We start from the raw sequence: 19,965 nt of genomic DNA, 5'->3' as shown, positions 1-19,965 counted from the left end.
GGAACAATGCGCGGATATTCATTCATTTTCTATGTATAGATCAAGAAATCCGGGGTCATACTACTTATAACAGCATCTGATGTGGTGCTGTTGCCAACCGCGGAGAAGACTTACGTTTCCCCATAAGTTCTTCCTCCGGTTTCTCCTCTCCCTTTGCCTTCTCCTTAATGTATCATTAAGAATAGAAGGACCCCGCGGGTGATGCCGCGGGGATTTTTTTGTGTCTTTAAAAGCCCACCTTATAATCATACTCTTTTGCTTTGTCCAATTTGGATTCGTACTCTAATTTAATAAAAGGTTTATATGAAGGCTCAACACGTTTCACAAATGGTAACGAGCTGAGTTTAGCCATATGGCGCTCAAGATCATCCATATCACAATAGATCACAGCATATTTCATTTTCCTTGAAATATAGTGAACATTCCCGAATTTTCTTAGCGCTTTTGACTGCTTTAACGAATGCAGCCAGACGACCATCCCTTGACGTTTGGTTTCCATCTTTTCACCTGCCGCTTTTCAATTCTTTTCATTCATTATGTAAAAGACGAGACATTCAAGTCTCGTCAAGATACTTTACAGCCGCAGCTGCCACCTGATCCACAGCCACCGCCGCATGATGATAGACCATCAAAATATGGGTTCCCTGTTGGAACTTTAATATATGCTGATACAGCTTGACCGATTTCAATACTAATCTCATCTAAGATGGATTGAATCGCTGTTTCTGCTTTTTTGAAATCAACCACTGTATCGTGAAGATCTAGCTTTCTTTTGACCTCACGCATTTCCTTTGAGATCGTTCTATAGTCCGGATGATATTTGCCGAACCGCTGCACATCCTCATACTGCTCTTTTACTTTTGTAAAATGGGCAATAATTTGTTGGGCTTCTTCGTCTTGCTGGAGACGCTTAAAGCAGTTGCGGTAATGTTCAGCCTCCTCCGACTGAAGAATCATGGCAGCTAATTGATTTGCTTCCTCTTGGAGCTCCACAGATTCGATTGTCGCATACATAAATGTTGCACCTCCAATTCATAGTTTACCACGAAACCTATGGATCAGAAAATGCTTTTACGTGACAAATACATCCCATGTTTCTCTTTTCTGTTTATATTCTGGATGACGGGAATTCAGCATAACAGTCATTTTATGCTTTCCTTTTGAAAGATGCTTGACCACAAATGCCGCGGTATACTCATTCCCTGCACGTTTCCCGTCTACATACACTGTAAAATATCCCGCCTTCTCGTTCTTTTTCAGACGCTCTGGCTGAAGATGAAAATCTTGAAGTGTACTTTCTATATAGACAGACGACCCTTGCACTTTGTATTTCAAAAAGCCTTGCTGCTTCATTTCGCTTTGGGCTTGCTGCATGACTGGTACTGCTGGGTCTTGCTTAATCACTTGCTTTTCTCCATGTTGACTTTGACACCCGGTGACAAGAAAAAGCAATGCGCCTATTGACAGCATCCATTTCATCATCTGATTCTCCTTTCATCTACTTTTATAGGATGCTCAGGAAATAGACATCTTAATCAACTCAAAAAAAGCCTCAACCGGCTCCATTTTGATTGCGCATTGCTTGGAACATTTGAATCATCATTTCAGCCATTTGGACGCTATTGCTCAACTGACTCACACGATGAGGAATGGTTTTTTCGTAAAAGTTCATTTTATCTAATTCAAAGGACGTTAGATTTTCAGGATGTCGCGTCAGCTGTCTGTACCAGATAGGACGCTGCCTTATGAATTTGATTCGCTCCTCTTCGGCCATGACAAATTCCTGTACTTCTTTTCGCACCAGAAGCATCCCCTTTCACTTAATCTTTCCTGAAGGAGAATGGGTGCTGACTGCCTCCAGATGAACCTTTCTTTGAACCATTGGATGAAAATTGGCCGAGCAAGCTTTGTAAAGAGGAAATAGACTGGCTCATTTTGTTAATCTGTTCATTCATTTGATCAGCGTCCATTTTTTTCACAGCAGAAACCATTTTAGACATAAAATCTGCTTTTCCTGCTTCACTTGGCTTAGAGGCTTTTTCTTCTTTCGCATCTTCTGATTTCGATTGCCGGTAAGGTGACCACATCTCATCTTCCTCACCAAACATGACCCAATTCTCGTATACACTTTGCCAGCTTTTTTCTTGCGTTTGCACTTCTTGAATTAACTTCGGATGGCGTCTGACGAATTGTTTAAATTCATCAATGGATGTTTGTTTATGCTTGTTTGTCATATCCTCACCCCCCATACAAATGCCTACTATACTATATACACCAGCATCTGTTTTGGTGAGCCTCTTTTTAACCATCAAAAAAACAGCTGCGACCATGCAGCTGCTTTCGTTTAAGAAGTTTTCTTGATGAAATTTTGGGTGTAATATTTTTCTTTCACCCCTACGCCAAGATGCGTGTAATCTTTATTTAATAACGCCTTCCTGTGACCTTCACTATTGAGCCAGCCCTCTACCGCTGCAGGTCCATCGACATAGTTATAGGCAATGTTTTCACCTGCGAGCTGAAAGCCCACCTCGCCTCTTTCTAACCGGTCTTTCAGCGTACCGTATTTTTTAGATTCATGGGAGAAATAATGATTCTCTTTCATGTCCTCACTATGCATGAATGCCACTTCAGAGGTTTCATCATCCCACTTTAAGATCGGCAGGTTGTACTTATGGCGGATAATATTGGTCATATCAAAAATTTGTTTTTGACTGGAAGCTTCGATATCTTTCCACTTTTCGCCTGATATCGCCTCAGGTTCTACCAATTGACCTCGGTAGACCACCTCATACGGCTTTTGTTTCACAAATGTATCTGCGTTGAAGGCCCTGATACTTGAAAGGGTGCTTTCAAACTTATCCATGTAAAGCTGAACATACACATCATCTCCCACTTTCACAGTAGGTCTTGTATTCATATCATCTTCTGAGAATTCAAAGCGGTATGAATTTTGTTCATCCTCCACATGAATGTAAGGTGCAATTTGTGTTTTCTTAAATACTTCACTTGTGGCTTGACCGATTTTAAACGGTTCTACATTCAGACCGTCTCCTGTTGCAAACAAGGTCACCACTTTACTATCCTTTACCCCTACTTGAATATAGTGCTTCTTCGATTGGTTGTAAATCCACCAGTCATAATCATATGCGGAAGGATCAATTCGATCTGGTTCTCCCAGCTGTTTAAGCACTTCGTTTGAAGATTTCCCCATAAAGGACATGAGCCCTTTTTTGGGGATGTTGATCGGCTTATCGCTAGATGTTTCTTCATTAGACACCTTCGGTTCATTGCTGTTTTCTTTTTCTGGTGAAGATCCATATTGAATAAACAGAACGTACGTTCCAGATATAATCAGGAGGATGAGGAGTGTTTTGAGCACAGTTTTCAAATAAACACCTCCGTTAAATTGGCAAGGTACAAAAAGTACCTTCTACTGTCATTTAAACAAAACTTGCTCCATTTATCAACGACAATACAGCCTATTTAACACGAATTTAAAATATGCCCCTCTTAATGAAGAAATCCTTGTCCATGATCTTGATCCTGTTGAGAGATTTCTGTCAGTGCCTCTCCCGCGCGATCATTTGATAAATCTTCGACTGATAAATCTCCAAGAGCGACAATCCCTGTTAATGCGCCGTTTTTCACAACGGGAATGCGGCGGAGCTGATGCTCTGACATGAGCCGGACAATTTCTTCAAGTGTTGCATCTTCTTCAGCTGTTAATACTTCCTTTGTCATCAGCGAGCCTACTTCCTGTGAGTTTGGCTTTTTTTCTGCAATGCCTCTAAGCACAAGGTCACGGTCTGTCACTATTCCTACGAGCTGATCTCCGTCAACCACTGGAATGGCACCAATATCAGCATCTCTCATTTTGACTGCTGCTTCATACGTATTGTCATCTTGATTACATGTCACTACTTTTTTGGTCATAATATCTTTGATTTTTTTCGTTTTCACGTTGATTCCTCCATCCGTTATTTTCTTTATTACTGTAACCAGCTTATAAAAGAACATACCTTTCACAGTTGAAAGTTTAACGCTTTCATACTATGATTGTCAGTAAAGGGAAATTTTATAAGGAGGGGTTTTGGGTGAAGTTTGAAGGTACGGGGATTGAAAAGGTATCAGCTGACTTAAATAAATTAGATTTCATTATGGAAAGTGAAGGATTTGTACGAGCCGATCAATGGGATTATGAGCGTGTGACATACGACAGAAAGTACAGCATGGTAGAGGGAACCTTTTATTTACGGATTTCCGGCTACGCTACTGAAGGAGATGTCGGTTCCAAAAAGGCACACATTCAGCTTCTAACACCGTTACTTGGAAAACACTATTATCCACATGGCGTTGAATACGGCGAAGGCGAAGAATTCCCTAAGTCTCTCATTCAATCAAGCAAAAAAACACTTGCACAGCTGAAGGAAAAACTAGAAGCCATGACGGCTGAAGCATAAAACAAAGGGCTAAAATGATTTTTTAGCCCTTTTCCTCATACGATGAAAGCACAGCCATCTGGCTGTGCTTTTTTTATTCATATTTCGGAATAAGCGCATCTGGTACGGCATCTTTCGCTCTTTCTTTTCTTGCCCAGTCAAAGAAGACAACAGCAAGAATAGAGCCGTACACAATCTCCTGAATAATTTTCATCAAAATCGCACCTAGCTGCTGATCCTCTAGCAGCGGCAAGGTGTGGAACATATCAGGGCCAGTGAGAGCAAGGCCTGCAAGCATATCACTTGGCACACATAAATGCAGTGCTTGTATCCATGCGCCGGCATCAGAATAGGTTGCATAGATCGGTGCTTCACTAAACATGATGAGTGCACAGGCCGGAGTCATCAATATCCCGTCTGCCATGATATATCCAAGCTTCAAAATGCCTGTGATCTGCGGCTGACTTTGGACTTTATGGACAAGCGGCCACCACATGAAAAAGGCAGCGATAAAAATAACCACCGTCATCAATGCGTGGTAAAACGGATCTGTTTTCACAAAATCAAACACAAGCGGAATGTGATACAGCGAAAACAATCCGTTAAATCCAAGCAGTGCAATTAAAGGTTTGGAAAACAAACGGAAAACAGCTTGAATACCTGGTGTTTGAATGATCCGCTCCCATATGGCTGGAGGCAATCCTGTAATAAGGAGAGGCGGGATGACTAAGTATAGCACCGCCATTTGCGCCATATGTGCACTAAACATAATATGCCCCATTAAATCAATTGGGCTCCCTTTCACAGCATATAACAGAACAAGCCCCGTCAGAAATAACGTCTTCTCTTTCACCGTCGCACGGTGCTTTCCCTTTGTCACAAGAAGCAGATAAAGAGCAGCTGCTATCACAATACAAGTCAAATAATAAGGGCTCCATAATGCCCGAAATCCGAATATTTCTAAGTTCTCCATTGCTGCGCCTCCTTCAAGGGCAAAGCGGGTTTACCACCATATAATGGTCAAAAAGGCTAATACGGTAATAAACGCAACAAACACACCTGAGTATAGAAACAAGGCGGGTGTTTCATGCCCTTTTTGGTTCATGTGCATAAAATAATAAAGCTGAAAAGCTACCTGAATGCCTGCAAGCAGTAAAATAAATGGTACTGCGAACCAATTTCCAACGTCTTCTGAGGCGATCGTTAAAAACGCAACAAATGTTAATCCAATCATCAAGCCGAAGGAAATGAGCTGATGCTTCATTTCCTCGGCATTTTTCTTTTTACGATATACAAGATCGACTTTGGACTGATTTGTGTTTTTATTTCCCATTCTTATCCCACCATTCCCATTAAATATACAACGGTAAAGATGAAGACCCACACAACATCAATGAAGTGCCAATAGAGACTTGCCACATAATATTTCGGCGCATTGTATAAATCAAGTCCGCGTCTCATATTTCGAATCATAAGAGCGGTAATCCAGCAAAGTCCGAAGGCAACGTGAGCTCCGTGAGTTCCTACAAGTGTATAGAAGGAAGAACCAAGAGCAGAGCTGGTAATCGTAAATTCATACGCATGCACATAGTGATAAAACTCATAAATCTCAACCCCTAAAAATCCAGCACCTAAAAGGACCGTGATACCAAGCCAAAGCTGCATCTTTTTAAAGGCAAAGTTTTTCATATGATACATGGCATACACACTCGTTAAACTGCTCGTTAATAGAAGCATTGTGGCAATAAAGACAAGTGTGAGGTCAAACATATCAGTTGTTTTTGCTCCGCCTGCATTTGAGTTTTTCAGCGCCAAATAAGTGGCGAAAAGCGATGCAAACAGAACGGTTTCTCCTCCAAGAAACAGCCAGAACCCGACAAACTTATTCTTCCCTTCTAACGTGGCCTTCTCAGGAGAAGCTGGAAAGGTTTCCGCCGTCATTTTTTGTGGTTCCATTATGCTTTCACCCCTTTATCATCGTCGTCGGTCAAATCTTCTTTGTGAATATGGTATCCATGATCATCTTTCAGAGACCTAACGAGCATGGTCGCAAACGTAATACCAAGACCAATGAAGATCACCGGAAGCCCCCAGCTGTGCTCTTGACGATACATGAAACCAAACGCTGACACAAATAGACCGAATGAGATAATGACAGGCAAGATGGAGTTATTCGGCATGTGAATATCATCGAGCGGTTCAGATGCTGTCATTCCTTTTTTACCATCCATTTTTTCAATCCATAATGGATCTAGTCCTCTGACAAGCGGAAGCTGTTTAAAGTTGTATTCTGGCGGAGGCGAAGACACTGCCCATTCAAGTGTTCTTCCATCTCCCCAAGGATCGCTCGATACACGCTCCCCTTTGGCTGTTGTCCAGATGATGTTAATCAGCATGATCACAACAGCTACAAACATAAACAGTGCCCCAATCGTACTGACTAAGTTCCCAAGCTCGAGACCCTGACCTGGCAGGAATGTAAAGACCCGGCGCGGCATGCCCCATAGACCGAGAAAATGCTGGATAAAGAAAGTTAAATGGAAACCGATGAAAAACAGCACAAAGCCAATTTTCCCAAGCTTCTCATTCAGTATTTTTCCAAACATCTTCGGCCACCAGTAATGCACACCTGCTAGAATACCGAATACAACTCCGCCGATAATGACGTAATGGAAATGCGCCACAACAAAATACGTATCATGGAACTGATAATCCGCTGCAGCTGCCGCAAGCATGACCCCAGTTACCCCGCCAAGTAAGAACGACGGAATAAAGGCAACAGAATAAAGCATCGGCGTTGTAAACTTCACATTACCGCCCCATATCGTGAGCAGCCAGTTGAATACTTTAATTCCTGTTGGCACCGCAATTGCCATGGTCGCTACAGCAAAGATCGCATTGGCGATAGGTCCAAGCCCCGTAGTGAACATGTGATGCGCCCACACCATGAATCCAAGGAAACCAATCAATACAGTAGCGAACACCATGGACGAGTAACCAAACAATCTTTTTCTTGCAAACACCGGAATGATCTCAGAGAAGATTCCGAATGCCGGCAGGATCAAGATATATACTTCCGGGTGTCCGAAAATCCAGAACAAATGCTCCCAGATGATTGTATTTCCTCCAAGCTCTGGATTGAAAAAGCTCGTGTCAAACATTCTATCAAGCATCAGCATCGCAAGCCCTGCTGTCAGCGGAGGGAATGCGAATAAAATAAGTGCGGAGGCGACAAATGTCGTCCAAGTAAAGAGCGGCATTCTCATATACGTCATACCAGGCGCTCTCATATTAATAATCGTTGCAAGAAAGTTAATTCCTGCGATCAGCGTACCAATACCCGCGATCTGTAAACCTAAAATGTAGAAATCCATTCCATGACCTTCTGAATTCAGCGTGAGCGAAGCGTATGCAGTCCAGCCTGCATCAGGTGCTCCGCCCATAAACCATCCAAGGTTTAAGAAAATTCCTCCGAAAAAGAATAACCAAAAACCAAGTGAATTCACAAACGGAAATGCTACGTCACGTGCACCAATTTGAATTGGTACTACCGCATTCATTAATGCAAATAACAGCGGCATAGCTGCAAGGAAAATCATTGTCGTTCCATGCATCGTCATGATTTCATTGTAAACCCCTGCACTGACAAAATCATTTTCAGGGATGGCTAGCTGAATACGGATAAACATCGCTTCTAGGCCGCCAACCAAAAAGAAAAATCCCCCTGCCACTAAATATAATATGGCAATTTTTTTGTGGTCAACCGTTGTCAAGTAATCCCATAAGACAGCGCCAAACCCCCGCTTTTTAGCTATTGTACTCACCATGAAATCCCCCTCTTATCTCCCATTTGCCCCTTTTCATATAGATGTCTTTCTTCACGATCCTTTAAGCAGACTATGTCTGACAGATGACGACTTCTCGGTTGTAGAGACATATTCGGGAGCTCTTAACAAAAACTTCACATCGATCACATACCCTCTTGAATATTTGCTCTAGTTGTTACTCGATTTTAAGACCTTTTAAATACTCGTAAAGTGCATCTGCTTCTGAGTCATTTAATTTAGGGTACGTTCCTGTCATCTTATTACCTGGTTTAAAGCTTTCTGGATCTTTCAGCCATGCTTTCACATTTTCTTTGTTCATGTCTTTAATTCCAGCTACTTTCGTCCGCTCTCCGAAGGTCGCAAGGTTTGGTGCAGTTCTTGCTGCTTCCGGCCGTTCGTCACCAGGCTCTACTGCGTGACAGCTTAAGCAATTTTTCTCTTTAAATAGCTTTTCACCCTCTAAAGCGAGATCCTTTGTGGATTCAGGCTTCTTGTAATCAGCCATTTTTTTCGTCCATCCTAAAAACTCATCTTGAGAAAGCGTTTTAACTTTAAAGTCCATTAAAGCATGTGACGGCCCGCACAGCTCCGCACATTTCCCGTAGAAATATTCCCCTGCATCTTTCGTTCGTTTCGAGTCAAAGGTTAAATAAAATTTGTTTTCATTATCTGTGTTTGTATCAATTTTACCGCCAGCCGATGGAACCCAGAATGAGTGTTTGACATCGGACGCTTTCAGCTTAAAATATACCTTCTGATCTGTTGGTACGATCAATTCCTGACTTGTGACAATCCCATAATCAGGGTATTCAAATTCCCACCAATATAAGCTGGCTCTTACATTGACAACAAGTGTCTTTTCAGGATCTCGTTTTTTCTTATCCATAGCGCTTGTATCCCCTAGTTCAAGCGTGTATGCCACAACAGGTACAACGAGAATAATGAGTAGAAGAATCGGAATCGCTGTCCATGTGATTTCCAGGTTGCGGTTCCCTTCCACCTGCTTTGGAATCGTATCTTCTCCCACTTTAGAACGTTTGAATTTAATGATGACGTAAAAGAAAATGATCGATACAACAATGACGACAAGAACCATAATGAGTGTACTCAGTACCGTTAGGAAAAACTGTTTATCTGCTACTTCCCCAACAGGCTTGAGTGTTGATAAGTATGGTTCACCACAGCCCGCCAAAACGAGCGTCAGTAAGAGAAACAGTGAATAAACACGCCATTTTCTTATCATAATTTGTCCCAACCCCTTTTGCTTGATCTCCTTTGCCTTTCGCTTTTTACCTCTTATTTATAAAATCACTTCTCACCCATGCATAACCCCCGCCTCTTATAAAAGCACTTACATTTCCTCTTTTCATAAAAAAATGATGTTTTTACTCAAAATACCATCTATGTATAAACAGAAAGCCGCCTAAATAGAACTGAATATCAGGCGGCTTTCATAGTTGTTAGAAAATGTTGTGTTATAAGATATAGCCATTGTTTTGATGTGATCAAAGTGTATTTCACTCTAGAATAGTGTAATAATAATCATCGCTACGAAAAAGATGGTTAAGTAGTTTAATGAATAAACGAACATGAGCGTTGACCACTTCATGATGTCTTTCATTTTAAAGCCCATAAGGCCAATAACAAGCCATCCAATATTAAGCAATGTACCAAGTGCGACAATCGGCCATCCTAATCCACCTAAGAAAAATGGAAGCGGAAGAAGACATGCTGTCCAAATGATGATCTGGCGTTTTGTGACTTCAAAGCCGTAAACAACTGGCAGCATTGGAATGCCCGCCTTACGGTAATCTTCCGTTTTCTTAATCGCAAGTGACAGGAAGTGCGGGATTTGCCAAATGAACATAATCATAAACAAAACCCAAGCCGTTGTGTCAATTGTACCTGTGACAGCTGTCCAGCCGATTAATGGCGGAACCGCGCCAGATACACTTCCGATAACTGTATTGATGGTGTAATGGCGTTTAGACCACATGGTGTAAAGAACCGCATAAGTAAAGACTCCAATAAATCCAATCACTGCTGATGTAATGGTTGTCATCAGAAGCATAATGAGTCCTAATACAACAAGCAGAATGCCAAATGCATACGCTTGCCCCGGCTGAATTTTACCTGTAACCGTCGGTCTTGTTTTTGTTCTTTCCATTAATATATCAATATCACGGTCAAACGCATTATTAATTGCGCATGAACCGGCAATAATAAGAGAAGAACCAATCATTGTTAACAGCACAATATCAAGATTTCCAAGAAAACTCATATCTGTAAAATAAAAAGCAAGCCACATTCCAGTAAATGTCGTAATGAAATTGGAATTGACGATGCCCATTTTAATCAGAGCAAGAAAATCTTTCCACGCTGTTGTTTCTTCTATTTGTCCATGAATAGCTGCTTCCGCAGCTGTTTTGGAATTTGCCAATGTGTATAACCTCCCTTGCCCAAACCTTCAAACGAACGAATGACACGTAAAATCATTACAACTCTATCATACAAGATAAACAGCTGTAAAAAAACATCCTATTAAATAATAAACGACAAACTTGAAGTTATTTGTGAACTTTTCGTGAATTTATTAGGATATATGTGTGTTTCAGAAGGCGGTGCAAAATGAAATATTCTCTCCTCTATTTCTATCAGACTGTCAAAGAAAGATCAAGCACTCTAAATCTGTAAACTTTGTGAACTAACATATCATTTTTTTGTGAACTTTGGTCATTATGAATTGCAACAGAACACGCATTTGGCTTAAACTTGAGAGCATGTGAGGTTTTCATTTACATCAGAAGTTTTTTAGAGAAGGTGAAATAATTTGATGAAATTTGCTTTAAGGCTATTGAGCGTGATCACAACGTTTGTGATGCTGATCGTACTGATTGGCGGTGCGCTTGTGACGAAAACCGGTTCGGGTCTTGGCTGCGGTAGACAGTGGCCCCTTTGCCACGGTCGTTTCTTTCCTGAAATGAACCCCGCTTCCATCATCGAATGGAGTCACCGCATGTCAACAGGGGTTTCCACCATTCTTGTTCTGGCACTGGCGGTCTTATGCTGGAAAAAAATTAGTCCAGTATTCCGTGAAACCAAATTTTTGGTCATCATGTCCATTATATTCTTAATGCTTCAAGCGCTGTTAGGAGCTCTTGCCGTCGTATTTGGTTCTAACGCACTTGTAATGGCACTGCACTTCGGTATTTCACTCATTTCATTTGCTTCAGTATTACTGCTTGCACTTCTTGTCTTTGAAGCAACCAGATCTGAAACAAAGCTTGTGAAGCCGCTTCATATCGGCAAAAAAATGCAGTTCCATATTTATGGGTTGATCACGTATACGTATATCGTGGTATATACGGGCGCTTATGTGAGACATACAAAGTCAAGCCTTGCTTGTTCTGTCTTCCCGTTTTGTTCAAAAGACGGTGCGCTTCCAACGTATTTTAATCAGTGGGTTCAAATGTCTCACCGAGCAGCAGCACTTCTTTTATTCGTCTGGATATTTGTCGCAATGTTCCATGCCATGAAACATTATAAAGAACAGAAGCAGCTTTATTATGGGTGGATTATCTCAGCCATTCTGATTACACTTCAAGCCATTTCAGGTGTGATGTCTGTTTATTCTCAGCTTGCACTTGGTTACGCGCTGGCTCATTCATTCTTTATTTCTTGTTTGTTTGGGGTACTATGCTACTTCTGCTTACTCATTGCCCGGTTTAAATATGAAAGCAAAGAGCCATTTAGATAAGAATTGTATCCCCCTTTCATGTGGAGAGGGGGATTTTTTATTGTTGTTTTGCTTCTTCGAATAGCAAGATGGCTTTTTTGCGTCTTTCCTGGTGATCAACTGTTGGCAGCGGGTATGTATCCCCTAGTACACAGCTCGATTTCAGTTGTTCATCAGTCGGCATTTTACTTGGTTCATGAATCCATTTTTCATCAACATGCTCTAGCTCTGGTACATATTTTCTAATATATTCCCCGCTTGGATCAAACCGCTTCGACTGGGTCGTTGGGTTAAAAATACGGAAGTACGGCACGGCATCTGTCCCAACAGAAGCTGCCCACTGAAATCCTCCGATATTCGAAGCCTCATCATAATCCACAAGCTTTTTTGCAAAATACGCTTCTCCCTTTCTCCAATCAATCAAATAATCCTTTGTTAAAAATGAGGCGGTGACCATTCTTAAACGATTATGCATCCAGCCTTCCTCATTTAATTGTCTCATCCCTGCATCAACGAGAGGAAAGCCTGTTTCACCTTTACACCATGCTTCAAACAGCGTCTCATCTTCATTCCATTTCATCCCTTGAAACGCTGAATTGATTTCTTTTTCTTTCATCTCTGGATAATGAGCATAAATCATATGGTAAAAATCTCGCCACGCCAGCTCTTTGATAAAGGTTTCTCTGCCCTCGTCTTCAAATCGCTCCTCCTCATGAACCGCATGAAAGATCGTTCGAATTGAGATGGTCCCTGTTTTTAAGAAACGTGACAGCTTGCTCGTTCCAAAAACAGATGGCGTATCTCGTTTTTCATGGTAACGTGTTAGTCTTTTTTCGATAAAGTCATGCAGCGTGTTCATCGCTTTGTGTGAGCCGATTTGATCAAATTTTCTTGAGCATCTCATGATTATGCTGCGCAGTTTGTCATTTCCTTTGAGCGAAAGTGGCTCATCACAGATCGTATGAGCGCTGCTGAGAAAAGATTTGTCAACTTTTATCACAGGCTGCTTCTCTTGCTTTCGCCATGATTGATAGTATGGAGTAAACACTTGATAATGAGTGCCATCCGCTTTTAAAATATCTTGCGCCCCGTGAAGGTGTGTATCTTGCCATTTTGATACATGAATGCCCTTCTTTTCTAAAAAAGCGGTTACTTGATGGTCACGCTTTTGACCGATTCCCACTTGATCTTCATTAAAAAAGACAGCTTTGATGTCATACACATCGATAACTTGCTGAAAGGCACGCAAGACATCTCCATAGATAAGGTGAATATACATTTGAGATTCTCTTGCTTCCTTGACGAAATGCGCCAAGTTTTGAAAAAAATGTTCGTTGTTTAAATCGAGGTCCATTTCAGTAAAAAATGGATCTAGATGATAAAGAGCAAATAATTTGCACTCGTGTTTTTTTGCATATGTGATCGCTTTTGATAAGGCGATATGATCATCTAATCGCATATCCCGGCGAAACCAAATCACAACAATGTTGTCCAACCTTCTTCACCTCACTCTATAGTGTAATCACTCTCACTTGCTGCTGCACATTTTAATGCGCTCAAAAAAAAGACACATCACGGTGGATGTGTCTCGCTTCTTATTCAGGCTTTAATACAATTAAAAGATCACCGGTTTGAATCGGTTCTCCATTTGTCACATGTATTTCATCTACGACCGCAGAAAATGGAGCTTGTACAGTCGTTTCCATTTTCATGGCTTCATTGATCATCAAATGCTCACCTTGTGAAATTTTCTGCCCTTTTTCGACGAGTACTTTGATGACAGTGCCTGGCATCGATGCGGCGATGTGATTTGGATTTGAACGGTCCGCCTTCATTTTTTCTTGAACGGAGGATTTGATGCTTTCATCCTTAATCACCACTTCACGCGGCTGGCCATTTAACTCAAAGTAAAGAACTCTTGTGGCATCTGGATTCGGTTCACCAATTGATACGAGTTTGACAATCAGGGTTTTTCCTTTTTCGATTTCTACCTCAATCTCTTCTCCGAGTCTCATCCCGTAGAAGAACGTTGGTGTATCAAGAACAGAGATGTCACCATAGCTTTCTGCTGTTTGGACAAATTCAGAAAAGACTTTCGGATATAAGGCATACGCAATTGCGTCTTGCTCTGTTAACGTCAGGTCATGAGATTCTTTGAACTGCTTCTTAATGTCTTCAAAGTCCACTGGCTTCAGCTTCTCACCAGGTCTGACAGTAAGAGGCTCTTCCCCTTTTAAAATCAGCTTTTGTAGCTTTTCTGGGAATCCGCCATGCGGCTGGCCTAAATAGCCTTTAAATAATTCCACAACAGAATCCGGGAAGTCTAGTGTTGCGCCTTTTTCATAAACATCTTCTTCTGTTAGATCATTTTGCACCATATAAAGTGCCATATCTCCAACTACTTTAGAGGATGGTGTCACCTTTACAATATCACCAAACATGTCATTCACACGTCTGTACATTTCCTTTACTTCATTCCAGCGCTCGCCAAGACCGACACCTTTCGCCTGCTGCTGCAAGTTACTATATTGACCGCCAGGCATTTCATGCTCATAAATTTCTGTATGAGGCGAATTCATGCCGCTTTCAAATTCATGATAGTATTTTCTGACGGAATCCCAGTATTGAGAAAGGCGTTCGACAGATTGGACATTCATGTCTGGCTTTCTTTCATGTCCATCTAAAGCATAATAAAGTGAGCTTGCACTTGGCTGCGATGTGAGTCCTGCCATAGAGCTGACGGCAACATCCACAATATCAACACCTGCATCAATCGCTCTTGCATAGGTGAACAGTCCATTTCCACTCGTGTCATGCGTATGAAGATGGATTGGGATCGTAAGCTCATCTTTTAAAGCAGAGACTAGCTCGTAGGCTGCCTGCGGTTTTAATAGCCCCGCCATATCTTTAATACCTAAAATATGTGCGCCGGCAGATTCAAGCTCTTTTGCAAGAGATACATAGTACCCAAGATCATATTTTGGACGAGATGGATCAAGAATATCCCCCGTATAACAAATCGCCGCCTCTGCCACTTTGCCTGATTCCCGAACAGAATCAATAGCAAGCGTCATGCCTTTGACCCAGTTTAAGCTGTCGAAAATACGGAACACATCAATGCCTGCCTCGGCTGATTCTTTTACAAATGCTTTGATCACATTATCTGGATAGTTTGTATATCCGACAGCGTTTGATGATCTTAATAGCATTTGGAACAGCGTGTTTGGCACTTCTTGACGAAGCTCTTTCAATCGTTCCCAAGGATCTTCTTTTAAGAAACGGTACGCAACATCAAATGTAGCCCCGCCCCACATTTCCATACTAAACAGCTCTGGCCATAAACCTGCTGTCGGCTGGGCAACTTTCTTTAAATCATGTGTTCTGAAGCGTGTCGCAAGCAGAGACTGATGCGCATCTCTAAAGGTTGTGTCAGTTAAAAGGACGTTATTTTGTTCTTTCACCCAGTTGGCAAGCCCCTCAGGTCCATGCGTATCTAACAATTGTTTTGTCCCAGACGGAATCTCTTGATTGAGAGGAAGCTTCGGTACGTCTGGCTTGTCAAAATGAGGCTTCTTTTTCTCCGCAATACCTGGGAACCCATTAATGGTAACGTTACCAATATAAGTCAACATCTTCGTTCCGCGGTCTTTTTGCTTAGGGAAATTAAATAGCTCTGGCGTTGAGTCGATAAACGATGTATCGTATTCCCCTTTTAGGAACTTCTCATGCTTAGCCACATTTTCAAGAAATGGGATGTTAGTTTTAATTCCGCGAATCCTGAATTCTTGTAAATTTCGAACCATTTTAGCAGCCGCTTGATCAAACGTGAGCGCCCATGTAGACAGCTTGACCAATAGTGAGTCGTAATAAGGTGTAATGACCGCACCTTGGAAGCTGTTCCCTGTATCAAGACGTACACCAAATCCCCCACCTGAGCGGTAGGCCATAATTTTTCCTGTGTCTGGCATAAAGTCATTTAAAGGATCTTCTGTTGTGACCCTTGATTGAATGGCAAAGCCGTGTGTAAAGATATCTTCTTGCTTTGGAATACCAACTTCTTTGCTGTGAAGGTTATGCCCCTTTGCAACAAGAATTTGGGTTTGAACGATATCGACACCTGTGATCATTTCTGTGATCGTGTGTTCTACCTGTACCCTTGGATTGACTTCAATAAAGTAAAACTCTCCATTTGCAACTAGGAATTCTACAGTCCCTGCATTAATGTACGATACATTCTGGGCCAGCTGGACAGCCGCTTCGCAAATATCTTCACGCAATTGATCTGTTAGAGACACACTTGGCGCCACTTCAATGACCTTTTGATGCCGCCTTTGAACAGAGCAGTCACGCTCATATAAATGAATGATATTGCCGTGATTGTCTCCAATCACCTGCACTTCAATATGTTTTGGATTTTCAATCAGCTTTTCAACGTATACTTCGTCATTTCCAAAAGCAGCTTTGGCCTCTGACTTCGCACGGTCATAGGCTTCCTTCAGCTCTTCTTTTGATCTGACAATCCGCATACCCCGGCCGCCGCCGCCTAGTGAAGCTTTAATAATAAACGGGTAACCGTATTCTTCACCGAATTTTTCGACTTCTTCGACCGAATCAACTGGTCCGTCACTTCCTGGAATGACTGGAATACCAGCTTTTTTCGCTTCATCTCTCGCCTTTACTTTATCTCCAAACATATCTAAATGCTGAGAAGTTGGACCGATAAATTGAATGCCTTCCTCTTCGCATCGTCTTGCAAAATGAATATTTTCGGATAAAAATCCGTAGCCTGGATGAATCGCATCCACGTCATTTCGTTTTGCAATTTCGATGATCCCCTCGATATCGAGGTAGGCATCAATCGGTTTCTTCCCTTCTCCAACTAGATATGCTTCATCAGCTTTATAGCGATGATAAGAGCCCGAGTCTTCTTTGGAATAAATGGCCACTGTACGTAAATTGAGCTCCGTACAGGCCCTGAAGACTCTGATAGCGATTTCCCCTCTGTTTGCAACTAGAACCTTTTGAATTGTTCTCTGTGACATTCTCACTCCTCCATATCCCTTAAAATTTTATATGTACTCTATAATAAAGGAAGAAATGAAAACTGTACACTTTTGTTTTCTAAAGATTCAAAGTTTTCTGCAATCCATTTTTTTCAACCGCTGGTTTGCTCATTGATTTTTTCTTTTTGTAACGCTCTTTATATTCAGTAAACATGCTGATATTCAGCAGCATTCCCATACAGATGCTAAGTAAAATGATAGACGATCCCCCGTAGCTGATAAACGGAAGTGTCACCCCAGTAATTGGAATAAGACCTGAAACACCGCCTAAATTGATACAAGTTTGGATCGCAATCATGGAGGAAATTCCTATTGCAAGCAAACTTCCAAACGGATCTTCACACTTTCTCGCAATATAAAAACCTTTCACGACGATGAAACCAAGAAGAGCGAGAACAAAAAACACGCCGAAAAAGCCAAGCTCTTCTGAGATAATTGCCATGATAAAGTCTGTGTGCGGTTCTGGAAGATACCCGTACTTTTGAACGCTTTCTCCTAGACCGAGTCCAAAAAAGCCGCCTGATCCAATCGCATAATATGAATTAATCAATTGATGCCCAGTAGCCCCTGCATCTTTAAATGGATCTTGGAAACTCTCAAAACGTCCGAGACGATTTTGCGTGAAAATTTTATCCCAAAAAAGAATAATAAACGGGGTCACGACGACCATTACTGCACTAAATAGCGCCAGCAGCTTCGCAAGCGTTTTGCCGCTAAAGCCTGAGCATAAAATCATCGCAAGGGCAATCATGCCAATGATAAAGGCTGTCCCATAGTCTGGCTGCAAAATGATAAATCCGCACAGGATAGAGACAATCACGATTGGAGGCGTGACACCTCTTAAAATATGATCAATATAATGCTGCTTTTTGGCATACACCGCAGCAAGATAGATGATGACGACAATCTTTACAAATTCAGCTGGCTGAAGACTAAAAGGGCCTAATTTGATCCAGCTTCTTGCGTTCCCTGCAATATGACCGCCAAAGTACACATAGATGAGGGAAAAAACTGAAATCAGCAGCATACCAATCTGGAATTTCTTATTTGAAAACAGCTGATATGGAACTAATGCTGTAAAGATCAAGATGACTGCTCCAACAATCATAAATAAGAGCTGTTTCTTAAAAAAGTTATCTGGCGCGGCATCGTATCTGATAACAGATGTAATCATACTTGAGCTATACACCATAACCAAACCAAATGCGCTGATTAAGATAATGGCGAACAATAATGAGTAGTCATACGATTTTAGCATTCTCTTTAACATATAATCCTCTTCCTAACGTCTGTTTCTACTGCTTGATATCTTCTTAGCTGTTCTTATTCTACTACATTTTCTCCGTTTGATCCCGTTTTACCTCTTTTATATTGTTCGTCATTCATGAAAGAATCAAGTCCGTTTGCCGTCAATCCATCAAAAGAAAATAGGGGACAAAAAAACTCAAACTTATGTTGTGGAAGTTTGAGTTTTCAATCGTTATTTTTTTGTGAACGCATCATGAAGTGCGGAAAGCTCTCTCTCAAGTTTATCGAGTAGTTTCTTGCCTTCATGTTGATCAACTAATCCAAGCCGGACAGCAAAATCAATCTCTCTCGATAATCCGAACATTTGAGTATCTAAAACCTCTTCATAAAGAGGACATTGCGGCATCGTTAAGTTGTCCATTTGCACTTGGATCAATTTTAAAATTTTATCTGCATCCAATTTTAATAAAGCCAGTGCTTTTTGCCGATGATCGACTAAAATTTCTGACGCCAAAAGTATCCCTCCGTTCCCCAGGCGAGTACCTAATTCTTCTATTTATCATAAAGCGAAACGCCCAAAATTGCAAGCAGATTTGTACAGTTCGCTTTGTGAAAATAAAAAGAAGACATTTCTCATTAAAAGATACTCATCTCATATTTTTCACTCATAAGCTCAAGCAGCTTAATCCCAGCAATACTATTCCCTTTTTCATCCAGGGCAGGACCGAAAATTCCGATCCCAAAATCATATGGTGCCGCTCCCATAATCCCGCCTGAAACACCGCTTTTAGCAGGTATGCCGATATTAATGGCAAATTCCCCGCTTGCATTATACATGCCGCACGTCACCATAAAGGTTTTACAAATTCTAGCGACATCTTTTGAAAGAATTTGCTGCCCCGTCTCTGGATGTCTGCCATCTAATGAAAAAACACAAGCAATTTTCGCCAAATCTAAGCTGTTCATCATGATGGCACATTGTTTCGTATACACGTCCATGACCTCTTCTACGTTCCCTCTAATAATATGATATTGCTTCATATAATAGCACATAGCCCGGTTAATCATCGATGTCTCAAATTCAGATGCGGCTGTTTCCTTGCAGTATGTAATGCTTTTGTCATTTGCGAGCTCCCTAATAAAGCCAAGAAGGCGGTTCAGCTGATCTTGCGGAGTCGCTCCTCTTATTAAACTTGTGACTGCAAGCGCTCCTGCATTAATCATTGGATTCAGCGGCTTATTCGGACTTGCTGTTTCCAGCTTAATCATTGAATTAAACGGGTCACCTGTAGGCTCTTGTCCAACAAATTGAAAGACTTTTTTTGGCCCTTCTTCTGAGAGTACGAGCGCAAGGGCTAATACTTTAGAAATACTTTGCAGGGTAAAGCGTTTATCTACATCTCCTGCCGAGTGACAAGTATTACTCACATGGTACACAGCCACAGATAAATCCGTCTGCTCCGCTTTGGCGAGAGCGGGAATATAGGATGCTACTTTGCCATCTTTGGCCACTTTTTTTGCTTCTTCTACAAATCGCTGAAGCTCTTCATTGTCGCGACATGCCATGCCCAATATCCTCCCTATCTTTCATGTAAGATTAGTGTGTACAAGAGGAAGCATGTTTATGAAAGTGACAAAGCAGGCGAAAACTT

The 19,965-nt window shown here is 41.5% G+C and carries 20 protein-coding genes; 2 read left to right on the top strand and 18 right to left on the bottom strand.

Annotation, left to right across the window (positions count from 1 at the left end):
- Window positions 1-226 precede the first annotated feature (226 nt).
- From ASE42_RS08160 to ASE42_RS08130, 7 genes are all read right to left on the bottom strand, one after another.
- A complete protein-coding gene (locus tag ASE42_RS08160) occupies window positions 227-499 on the bottom strand; it encodes a YlbG family protein (protein WP_024424276.1) in 273 nt (90 codons plus the stop codon).
- A 65-nt stretch (window positions 500-564) separates the two neighbouring features.
- Window positions 565-1,014, bottom strand: coding sequence for a YlbF family regulator (locus ASE42_RS08155; protein WP_007499807.1), 450 nt, complete (start codon window positions 1,012-1,014; stop codon window positions 565-567).
- 57 nt (window positions 1,015-1,071) lie between these two features.
- A complete protein-coding gene (locus tag ASE42_RS08150; RefSeq protein ID WP_235566689.1) occupies window positions 1,072-1,482 on the bottom strand; it encodes a hypothetical protein in 411 nt (136 codons plus the stop codon).
- Window positions 1,483-1,552: 70 nt separating this feature from the next.
- A complete protein-coding gene (locus ASE42_RS08145; RefSeq protein ID WP_024424278.1) occupies window positions 1,553-1,801 on the bottom strand; it encodes a YlbE-like family protein in 249 nt (82 codons plus the stop codon).
- Between the two features lie 19 nt (window positions 1,802-1,820).
- On the bottom strand, window positions 1,821-2,234 hold the full coding sequence (locus tag ASE42_RS08140) for a YlbD family protein (RefSeq protein WP_034623703.1): 414 nt from the start codon (window positions 2,232-2,234) through the stop codon (window positions 1,821-1,823).
- 110 nt (window positions 2,235-2,344) lie between these two features.
- The gene (locus tag ASE42_RS08135; RefSeq protein ID WP_024424280.1) at window positions 2,345-3,388 is read right to left on the bottom strand and encodes a CAP domain-containing protein; all 1,044 of its coding nucleotides are present in this window, start codon (window positions 3,386-3,388) and stop codon (window positions 2,345-2,347) included.
- A 122-nt stretch (window positions 3,389-3,510) separates the two neighbouring features.
- Entirely contained in the window at window positions 3,511-3,933 is a 423-nt protein-coding gene (locus tag ASE42_RS08130; protein ID WP_029706548.1) for a CBS domain-containing protein, read from the bottom strand.
- Between the two features lie 161 nt (window positions 3,934-4,094).
- Here ASE42_RS08130 and ASE42_RS08125 point away from each other — a divergent pair, with 161 nt between their 5' ends.
- Window positions 4,095-4,460, top strand: a complete 366-nt coding sequence (locus ASE42_RS08125) for a YugN family protein (RefSeq protein ID WP_024424282.1) — start codon at window positions 4,095-4,097, stop codon at window positions 4,458-4,460.
- Between the two features lie 73 nt (window positions 4,461-4,533).
- Here the strand turns inward: ASE42_RS08125 and ctaG are convergent, their stop codons facing one another.
- The 6 genes from ctaG to cyoE form a co-directional block, all read right to left on the bottom strand.
- Window positions 4,534-5,412 (bottom strand): cytochrome c oxidase assembly factor CtaG, encoded by an 879-nt coding sequence (ctaG, locus tag ASE42_RS08120; RefSeq protein WP_034281665.1) that lies wholly within the window; start codon window positions 5,410-5,412, stop codon window positions 4,534-4,536.
- 30 nt (window positions 5,413-5,442) lie between these two features.
- Entirely contained in the window at window positions 5,443-5,772 is a 330-nt protein-coding gene (ctaF, locus tag ASE42_RS08115; protein WP_024426910.1) for a cytochrome c oxidase subunit IVB, read from the bottom strand.
- Window positions 5,773-5,774: 2 nt separating this feature from the next.
- Window positions 5,775-6,395 carry a cytochrome c oxidase subunit III gene (ctaE, locus tag ASE42_RS08110; RefSeq protein WP_024424780.1) on the bottom strand — a complete coding sequence of 207 codons (621 nt, stop codon included), beginning with the start codon at window positions 6,393-6,395 and terminating at the stop codon, window positions 5,775-5,777.
- Window positions 6,395-8,266, bottom strand: coding sequence for a cytochrome c oxidase subunit I (ctaD, locus tag ASE42_RS08105; RefSeq protein ID WP_024424779.1), 1,872 nt, complete (start codon window positions 8,264-8,266; stop codon window positions 6,395-6,397). The genes ctaE and ctaD overlap by 1 nt, the downstream gene beginning before the upstream one ends.
- A gap of 175 nt (window positions 8,267-8,441) precedes the next feature.
- Window positions 8,442-9,509, bottom strand: coding sequence for a cytochrome c oxidase subunit II (gene coxB, locus ASE42_RS08100; protein WP_024426909.1), 1,068 nt, complete (start codon window positions 9,507-9,509; stop codon window positions 8,442-8,444).
- Between the two features lie 279 nt (window positions 9,510-9,788).
- Entirely contained in the window at window positions 9,789-10,706 is a 918-nt protein-coding gene (gene cyoE, locus ASE42_RS08095; protein WP_024424777.1) for a heme o synthase, read from the bottom strand.
- Window positions 10,707-11,099: 393 nt separating this feature from the next.
- On the opposite strand from cyoE, the gene ASE42_RS08090 reads away from it, so the two are divergent.
- Window positions 11,100-12,023 carry a COX15/CtaA family protein gene (locus ASE42_RS08090; RefSeq protein ID WP_024426908.1) on the top strand — a complete coding sequence of 308 codons (924 nt, stop codon included), beginning with the start codon at window positions 11,100-11,102 and terminating at the stop codon, window positions 12,021-12,023.
- Between the two features lie 37 nt (window positions 12,024-12,060).
- On the opposite strand, the gene ASE42_RS08085 is transcribed toward ASE42_RS08090, so the two are convergent.
- From ASE42_RS08085 to glsA, 5 genes are all read right to left on the bottom strand, one after another.
- Window positions 12,061-13,497, bottom strand: a complete 1,437-nt coding sequence (locus ASE42_RS08085) for a cryptochrome/photolyase family protein (RefSeq protein ID WP_268750496.1) — start codon at window positions 13,495-13,497, stop codon at window positions 12,061-12,063.
- 100 nt (window positions 13,498-13,597) lie between these two features.
- Complete coding sequence (pyc, locus tag ASE42_RS08080; RefSeq protein WP_025092374.1) at window positions 13,598-17,044, bottom strand: pyruvate carboxylase; 3,447 nt, start codon at window positions 17,042-17,044, stop codon at window positions 13,598-13,600.
- A 79-nt stretch (window positions 17,045-17,123) separates the two neighbouring features.
- Window positions 17,124-18,335: a putative lipid II flippase FtsW gene (gene ftsW, locus ASE42_RS08075; RefSeq protein ID WP_025092373.1), complete on the bottom strand. Its 1,212-nt coding sequence runs from the start codon at window positions 18,333-18,335 to the stop codon at window positions 17,124-17,126.
- A gap of 210 nt (window positions 18,336-18,545) precedes the next feature.
- Window positions 18,546-18,827, bottom strand: a complete 282-nt coding sequence (locus ASE42_RS08070; RefSeq protein ID WP_003212509.1) for a YlaN family protein — start codon at window positions 18,825-18,827, stop codon at window positions 18,546-18,548.
- Window positions 18,828-18,949: 122 nt separating this feature from the next.
- Window positions 18,950-19,879 carry a glutaminase A gene (gene glsA / locus ASE42_RS08065; RefSeq protein WP_056766357.1) on the bottom strand — a complete coding sequence of 310 codons (930 nt, stop codon included), beginning with the start codon at window positions 19,877-19,879 and terminating at the stop codon, window positions 18,950-18,952.
- Between the last annotated feature and the right edge of the window lie 86 nt (window positions 19,880-19,965).

Origin of the sequence: Bacillus sp. Root920, assembly GCF_001429445.1 — a bacterium.
Lineage (GTDB): Bacteria > Bacillota > Bacilli > Bacillales > Bacillaceae > Bacillus > Bacillus safensis.
The sequence above is the reverse complement of the archived record's forward strand: the minus strand, read 5'-3'. Positions and strand labels throughout refer to the sequence as shown.

Bases quoted from the DNA above. Each gene is read 5' to 3' on its own strand.
- ASE42_RS08160 (WP_024424276.1), bottom strand. From the start codon at position 499: ATGGAAACCAAACGTCAAGGGATGGTCGTCTGGCTGCATTCGTTAAAG.
- ASE42_RS08155 (WP_007499807.1), bottom strand. From the start codon at position 1,014: ATGTATGCGACAATCGAATCTGTGGAGCTCCAAGAGGAAGCAAATCAA.
- ASE42_RS08150 (WP_235566689.1), bottom strand. From the start codon at position 1,482: ATGATGAAATGGATGCTGTCAATAGGCGCATTGCTTTTTCTTGTCACC.
- ASE42_RS08140 (WP_034623703.1), bottom strand. From the start codon at position 2,234: ATGACAAACAAGCATAAACAAACATCCATTGATGAATTTAAACAATTC.
- ASE42_RS08130 (WP_029706548.1), bottom strand. From the start codon at position 3,933: ATGACCAAAAAAGTAGTGACATGTAATCAAGATGACAATACGTATGAA.
- ctaG (WP_034281665.1), bottom strand. From the start codon at position 5,412: ATGGAGAACTTAGAAATATTCGGATTTCGGGCATTATGGAGCCCTTAT.
- ctaF (WP_024426910.1), bottom strand. From the start codon at position 5,772: ATGGGAAATAAAAACACAAATCAGTCCAAAGTCGATCTTGTATATCGT.
- ctaE (WP_024424780.1), bottom strand. From the start codon at position 6,395: ATGGAACCACAAAAAATGACGGCGGAAACCTTTCCAGCTTCTCCTGAG.
- ctaD (WP_024424779.1), bottom strand. From the start codon at position 8,266: ATGGTGAGTACAATAGCTAAAAAGCGGGGGTTTGGCGCTGTCTTATGG.
- coxB (WP_024426909.1), bottom strand. From the start codon at position 9,509: ATGATAAGAAAATGGCGTGTTTATTCACTGTTTCTCTTACTGACGCTC.
- ASE42_RS08090 (WP_024426908.1), top strand. From the start codon at position 11,100: ATGAAATTTGCTTTAAGGCTATTGAGCGTGATCACAACGTTTGTGATG.
- pyc (WP_025092374.1), bottom strand. From the start codon at position 17,044: ATGTCACAGAGAACAATTCAAAAGGTTCTAGTTGCAAACAGAGGGGAA.
- ftsW (WP_025092373.1), bottom strand. From the start codon at position 18,335: ATGTTAAAGAGAATGCTAAAATCGTATGACTACTCATTATTGTTCGCC.
- glsA (WP_056766357.1), bottom strand. From the start codon at position 19,879: ATGGCATGTCGCGACAATGAAGAGCTTCAGCGATTTGTAGAAGAAGCA.